The organism is Bradyrhizobium sp. MI1.11 (genome assembly GCF_055811255.1).
Map to the genome: position 1 here is coordinate 126307 of NZ_JBVVPM010000011.1, position 6000 is coordinate 132306.

Annotated in this window: 4 protein-coding genes; 3 read left to right on the top strand and 1 reads right to left on the bottom strand. The window is 62.5% G+C overall.

The genetic code is table 11. From position 1 onward, the window contains the following. Positions 1–112: 112 nt before the first annotated feature. Both AC0L30_RS14125 and AC0L30_RS14130 read left to right on the top strand, forming a co-directional pair. The gene (locus AC0L30_RS14125; RefSeq protein ID WP_007598163.1) at positions 113–1339 is read left to right on the top strand and encodes an ABC transporter substrate-binding protein; all 1227 of its coding nucleotides are present in this window, start codon (positions 113–115) and stop codon (positions 1337–1339) included. 246 nt (positions 1340–1585) lie between these two features. Then, positions 1586–2812, top strand: a complete 1227-nt coding sequence (locus AC0L30_RS14130) for an ABC transporter substrate-binding protein (RefSeq protein ID WP_007598165.1) — start codon at positions 1586–1588, stop codon at positions 2810–2812. 60 nt (positions 2813–2872) lie between these two features. Here the strand turns inward: AC0L30_RS14130 and AC0L30_RS14135 are convergent, their stop codons facing one another. After that, positions 2873–3298, bottom strand: coding sequence for a DUF1330 domain-containing protein (locus AC0L30_RS14135; RefSeq protein WP_473404497.1), 426 nt, complete (start codon positions 3296–3298; stop codon positions 2873–2875). 167 nt (positions 3299–3465) lie between these two features. Here AC0L30_RS14135 and AC0L30_RS14140 point away from each other — a divergent pair, with 167 nt between their 5' ends. Then, positions 3466–5679: a transglycosylase domain-containing protein gene (locus tag AC0L30_RS14140; RefSeq protein WP_473404498.1), complete on the top strand. Its 2214-nt coding sequence runs from the start codon at positions 3466–3468 to the stop codon at positions 5677–5679. Positions 5680–6000 lie beyond the last annotated feature (321 nt).

The window sequence follows — 6000 nt, forward strand, 5'->3', positions numbered from 1 at the left end:
TCCTTGCGCGTCGCCTGCCGTTCCTCCACAATCTGCGACAGCGATGGCGACCGTTGGCAATCAACGGGACAAGACCGTCGGTCGGAAATTCCGTCAGGAGGAACAACCCCACATGAGCAATCGCAGAGCCTTCATCACTGCCACGGCGGCGCTCGCCTTCGCGTTCTCCGCCAACCAAGCTCTCGCCCAGAAGAAATACGACACCGGCGCGAGCGACACCGAGATCAAGATCGGCCAGACCGTGCCGTTCTCCGGGCCCTATTCCGTCTACGCCAATATCGGCAAGACCCAGGCCGCCTACTTCAAGATGATCAACGATCAGGGCGGCATCAACGGCCGCAAGATCAATCTGATCCAGTATGACGATGCCTATTCGCCGCCGAAGACGGTCGAGCAGGTGCGCAAGCTCGTCGAAGGCGACGAGGTGCTGTTCACCTTCCAGATCATCGGCACCGCCGCGAACGCCGCCGTGCAAAAATATCTCAACGGCAAGAAGATCCCGCAGCTGCTGGCCTCGACCGGCGCCGCGCGCTTCAACGATCCGCAGAACTATCCCTGGACCATCGCCTATAATCCCAACTACGTGTCCGAGGGACGCATCTACGCCAAGTACATCCTCAAGGAGCATCCGAACGCCAAGATCGGCGTGCTCTACCAGAACGACGATATGGGCCGCGACTATCTCGCCGGCCTCAAGAGCGGTCTCGGTGACAAGGCCGCCGGCATGATCGTCGGCGAAGTCTCCTACGAAGTCACCGATCCGACGGTGGACTCGCAGGTGGTCAAGCTGAAGTCGTTGGGCGCCGATCTTTTCTATGATGCCTCGACACCCAAGTTCGCGGCGCAGGCGATCAAGAAAGTCGCCGAGCTCGGCTGGACGCCGGTGCACATTCTCGACATCAATGCGAGCCCGATCTCGGCGACGCTGAAGCCGGCCGGCCTCGATATCTCCAAGGGCATCATCTCGACCCAATACGGCAAGGAGCCCGGCGATCCCCAGTGGAAGGACGATCCGGGCGTGAAAGCCTTCTTCGCCTTCATGGACAAGTATTTCCCCGAAGGCGACAAGCTCAATACCGTCAACACCTATGCTTATTCCGTCGCCGAATTGCTGACGCAAGTGCTGAAACAGTGCGGCGACGACCTGTCACGTGAGAACGTGATGAAGCAGGTCGCCAACATCAAGGACTTCACCCCGAGCTTCGCGCTGCCCGGCATCAAGATCAACACCGGGCCGAACGACTACCGCGTCAACAAGCAGATGCAGATGATGAAGTTCAACGGCGAACGCTGGGAGCTGTTCGGCCCGATCATGGAGGATGCGGGTCCAGCGGGTTAGTTACTGGGTAGGGTGGGTTAGCGCAGCGTAACCCACCTTTTTGATTTCCGCGGAAACAGAAGTGGTGGGTTACGCCCAGCGGACTGCGCTTTGCGCAGCCGCAAGGCTAACCCACCCTACGAACTGCGGGCGCACGCCCAACTTGCGTTGCAACAACGCCTCATCCACACTCGCCCTCAGCGGTGACATCAGGTGCGCATGAGCGCACCCGATTGATCACCGGCAATAAACAATGAGGAAATGCGAATGAGGAATGGAATTCTGCATCTGGCCACTGCAACGGCGCTGACCCTGGCGCTGTCGATGCCGGCGGCCAATGCCCAGAAGAAATATGATCCGGGTGCCAGCGATACCGAGATCAAGGTCGGCCAGACGATGCCGTTTTCTGGACCGGCGTCGGCCTATTCGTCGATCGGCAAGACCCAAGCCGCCTATTTCAAGATGATCAACGACCAGGGCGGCGTCAACGGCCGCAAGATCAATCTGATCCAGTATGACGACGCCTACTCGCCGCCGAAGGCCGTGGAGCAGATTCGCAAGCTGGTCGAGAGCGACGAGGTCCTGCTGACCTTCCAGATCATCGGCACGCCGGTGAACGCAGCCGTGCAGAAATATCTCAACTCGAAGAAGGTGCCGCAACTGTTCGCGGCGACCGGAGCCTCGAGGTTCACGGATCCGAAGAACTTTCCGTGGACGATGGGCTTCAACCCCAACTACTTCGTCGAAGGCCGCATCTACGGACAGTACATCCTGAAGGAGCATCCGAACGCCAAGATCGGCGTGCTCTATCAGAACGACGACCTCGGCAAGGACTATCTGAACGGCATCAAGGCCGGTCTCGGCGACAAAGCTGCCAAGATGATCGTGACTGAAGCTTCCTACGAAGTCTCCGATCCGACTGTCGATTCGCAGATCCTCAAGATCAAGGACGCCGGCGCCGATCTGTTCTTCAGCGCCACCACGCCGAAGCAGGCGGCGCAGGCGATCAAGAAGATCGCCGAGATGGGCTGGCATCCGGTGCAGATCGTTGACATCAACGCCACCTCGGTCGGCGCGGTGCTGAAGCCAGCCGGCCTCGACGCCGCCAAGGGCCTGATCAGCGTCAATTACGGCAAGGAACCACTCGATCCGACCTGGAAGGACGATGCCGGCCTTAAGAGGTATTTCGACTTCATGGCCAAGTATTATCCTGATGGCGACAAGGACTCGAACTTCAACACCTACGGCTACAGCACGGCGCAGCTGCTGGTCCATGTGCTGAAGCAGTGCGGCGACGACCTGACGCGCGAGAACGTCATGAAGCAGGCCGCCTCGCTGAAGGACGTGACCAGCGACACCGCGCTGCCCGGCATCAAGGCCAATACCTCACCGACCGACTACCGCGTCAACAAGCAGCTTCAGATGATGAAGTTCAACGGCGAACGTTGGGAGCTGTTCGGCCCGATCATTGAGGATGCGAGTCCGGCGGGTTAGTTCTCGGAAGCAACTGCCTCAACGCCGTCATGGCCGGGCCAGCCCGGCCATGACGGAAAATCAATCCGGCACCTCGCCAAAGTTCTTTCCCACCGGCAGCACCGCGTGCCGAATGAGCCGTGAGTCCTCCACCGCGGCCTGCCGGTGCTTCACCGCTTCGCGATAGACGGGGTCGCGGATCATCTCGACGAAGGCGGCGACGCTTGGGTATTCGGCGATGAAGCAATGGTCCCAGCGCTCAGTCTCCGGGCCGATCAGCATCAGCTCGAATTTGCCCTGCCAGACGATGCGGCCGCCGAGGCGTTTGAACACCGGGCCGCTCTCGCGGCCATAGGCCGCATAGGCTTCCGCACCGCTCGTCTTGCGGCCGTCCGGATAGGCCGCCTCCTTGCGCAAGCGCACCAGGTTGAGCATGTGGATCGGACCGGGGCGATCGTTGCCCCGGAACTGCGCGAAAATCTCCTTGGTCGGATCGATGTGGCCCATCTGGGTTCCCTGTTGTTTTATGCCGGCGATCCTAGCTCCGCCGGCAAACCAGCGGAACTGCGGCCAGCGAATGCCGCACCTCCTAATCGCGCGTTAAGCTCTGGGTAACCGGGCCTTAAACAGCGACCGCTAGCGTGCGGCGGGGCGGGCTGACCGGGCGTTTGCGTATGGGGTTGGGAAAGAAAAAGGGTGGGCGGAAGGAGCCATTGTTCGGCTTGCCTGCGGCACTCGCCGATCTGCGCTTGACCGCGGCCGACCGCATTCCTGGCGGCGATGACAAGCCGAAGAAATCATCGAAATCATCCGCCAAACGCAAGAGCGAGGATGCCGGCGACGAGCCGCCGCGCGAGCGGAAGGCGCCGGCCGGCCGCGGCGGTGCCAAGCGGCGATCCAAGTCGCGCATTGGCGCCGGTCTCGGTCGCCTCGTCTATTGGGGCGCGGTGCTGGGTCTGTGGGGCGCGATCGCCGTGATCGGCGTCGTGATCTGGGTCGGCGCTCATCTGCCGCCGATCCAGTCGCTCGAGATCCCCAAGCGGCCGCCGACGATCCAGATCGTCGGCATCGACGGCAGCATGCTGGCGCAGCGCGGCGAGATGGCCGGCGCCAACGTCTCGCTGAAGGATCTGCCGCAATATCTGCCCAAGGCGTTCATCGCCATCGAGGATCGCCGCTTCTATTCGCATTTCGGCATCGATCCCGTAGGCATCCTGCGCGCGCTCGTCACCAACGTGCTCCATCGTGGCGTGTCGCAGGGTGGCTCGACGCTGACGCAGCAATTGGCGAAGAACCTGTTCCTGACCCAGGAGCGCACCATGGCGCGCAAGCTGCAGGAAGCGGAGCTCGCGATCTGGCTGGAGCGCAAGCATTCCAAGAACGAGATCTTGGAGCTCTATCTCAACCGCGTCTATTTCGGCTCCGGCGCCTATGGCGTCGAAGCCGCCGCGCAGCGCTATTTCGGCAAGTCGGCCAAGAACGTCACCGTCGCGGAGGCCGCGATGCTGGCCGGCCTCGTCAAATCGCCTTCGCGGCTCGCGCCGAACCGCAACCCCGAGGGCGCAGAAGCGCGCGCGAAAATCGTGCTCAATGCGATGGCCGATGCCAAATTCATCACCGAAGCGCAGGCGCAGGCCTCGATCGGCCAACCCTCCTACAATGTGAAGCCGGTCGGCGCCGGCACGGTCAACTACGTCGCCGACTGGATCGGCGAGGTGCTGGACGATCTGGTCGGCCAGATCGACGAGAGCATCAAGGTCGAGACCACGATCGATCCGAAGCTTCAGAGCGTGGCGGAAGCCGCCATCATCGACGAGCTCGCGGCCAAGAGCGTGAAATTCAATGTCAGCCAGGGCGCGCTGGTGGCGATGACGCCGGACGGCGCGGTTCGCGCCATGGTCGGCGGGCGGAATTATTCCGAGAGCCAGTACAACCGCGCCGTCACCGCCAGGCGCCAGCCGGGCTCCTCGTTCAAGCCATTCGTGTACCTGACCGCGCTCGAGCAGGGGCTGACGCCCGACACGCTCCGCCAGGATGCGCCGATCGAGGTCAAGGGCTGGAAACCTGAGAACTACACCCACGAATATTTCGGCGCGGTGACGCTGACCCAGGCGCTCGCGATGTCGCTCAACACGGTCGCCATCCGCCTCGGCCTCGAGGTCGGGCCGAAGAACGTGGTGCGCACCGCGCACCGGCTCGGCATTTCCTCGAAACTCGAGCCCAACGCCTCGATCGCGCTCGGCACCTCCGAAGTCTCGATGGTCGAGCTGGTCGGCGCCTATGCACCCTTCGCCAATGGCGGCTTCGCGGCGACGCCGCATGTCGTCACGCGGATCAGGACGCTCAGTGGCAAGCTGCTCTACATGCGCCAGGCGGACGAGCACAACCAGGTGGTCGATCCGCGCTATGTCGGCATGATGAACGCGATGATGCGGGAAACGCTGATCAGCGGCACGGCCAAGAAGGCGGAGATCCCGGGCTGGCCGGCGGCCGGCAAGACCGGCACCAGCCAGGACTACCGCGACGCCTGGTTCATCGGCTACACCGCCAACCTCGTCACCGGCGTGTGGCTCGGCAATGACGACAACTCGCCGACCAAGAAGGCGACCGGCGGCGGCTTGCCGGTCGAAGTCTGGTCGCGCTTCATGAAGACGGCGCACGAGGGCGTGCCGGTGGCAGCCTTGCCGAGCTCTCCAGGTGGCTGGGGCCTGTCGAACCTGGCGCAGGCGACGTCGCAGGTGTCGCCGCCAACAGCGGCAGCGCCCGCACCGGCACCCGCCAGCAACGGCGGCTATCGCCCGCCCCCCACGCGCGCCAATGCGCGACCGGAAGCAGCCGCAGGACTCGATGGCTGGCTGATGGACCGGCTGTTCGGCGGAAATCGCTAGGCTCTGCTTGAGGTCCGCGTGACCTCAAAACGAAACTGCGAAAACAACCCCATGCACAGTAGCCGAGGATAACGAAATCAACGGCTTGCGCGGGCAGCACAGACGCTTGAATCGCGCGCGCCGCTGTCATTCCCCGCGGAGGCGGGGATCCATTACGCCGCGGCTTCTCGATTGATCACTAAGGCCTCTGGAATACTGGATCGGGGGGGGGGGGGGGGGGGGGGGGCAAGGGAGGGGGGGGGGGGGGGGGGGGGGGAGAAGAAAAACAAAAAAAAAAAAAAAAAAAAAAAAAACGACCCCAAGCAGAAAAAATTTTATATA

What these genes read in the sequence shown, in the direction of transcription:
- AC0L30_RS14125 (WP_007598163.1), top strand. Translation starts at nt 113, where the DNA reads ATGAGCAATCGCAGAGCCTTCATCACTGCCACGGCGGCGCTCGCCTTC.
- AC0L30_RS14130 (WP_007598165.1), top strand. Translation starts at nt 1,586, where the DNA reads ATGAGGAATGGAATTCTGCATCTGGCCACTGCAACGGCGCTGACCCTG.
- AC0L30_RS14135 (WP_473404497.1), bottom strand. Translation starts at nt 3,298, where the DNA reads ATGGGCCACATCGATCCGACCAAGGAGATTTTCGCGCAGTTCCGGGGC.
- AC0L30_RS14140 (WP_473404498.1), top strand. Translation starts at nt 3,466, where the DNA reads ATGGGGTTGGGAAAGAAAAAGGGTGGGCGGAAGGAGCCATTGTTCGGC.